The following is a 448-nucleotide window of genomic DNA, read 5'->3' as shown; positions in this document are numbered from 1 at the left end:
CCGCCACCCGTGCCGCTCCAGCTCCGCGCAGAGCGCCTCCTGTGTGCCCTCGGCCCCGGTCGACGTCTGGATGTACGGGGGCAGGCCCCGCTCCTCGTACCACCACTCGACCCGCCCGAACGCCTCACCGAGCGGCACCCCCGGATCACCGAGCGGCAGCGCGGAGTTGGCGCGCCGGGTGAACCCTCCGGCGGCGCGCAGCCGCCACTCGCCCAGCAGCGCGCTCTCCACCGGCTGCCAGGCCCGCGCGGTGACGGCGGCCAGCTCCGGGAAGGAGGCCGCCGGACCCCGCCTGCGGGCCGGGGCGGCGGGGACGACCTTGCCCGCCACCAGGGACGATTCCGGGATGCGGACGGACTGCCCGTTCTTCCGTGTGATCGAGACCACGCCGTCGTCCCATGATGTGAGAACGCCGACCGTGTCGGTGAACTCCGCGCCCGCGCCACCC

The 448-nt window shown here is 75.4% G+C and carries 1 protein-coding gene; it reads right to left on the bottom strand.

The genetic code is table 11. The annotated features are described in order from the left end of the window. Positions 1-448: GNAT family N-acetyltransferase, cg3035/Rv0428c family (locus V2J85_RS40705; RefSeq protein WP_419836889.1), on the bottom strand; the 448-nt coding region annotated here is incomplete at both ends.

The organism is Streptomyces bugieae (genome assembly GCF_036352915.1).
GTDB classification, from domain to species: Bacteria; Actinomycetota; Actinomycetes; order Streptomycetales; family Streptomycetaceae; genus Streptomyces; species Streptomyces endophytica.
Note: the sequence above shows the minus strand (reverse complement) of the source record. Positions and strands in the feature narration are given on the sequence as shown.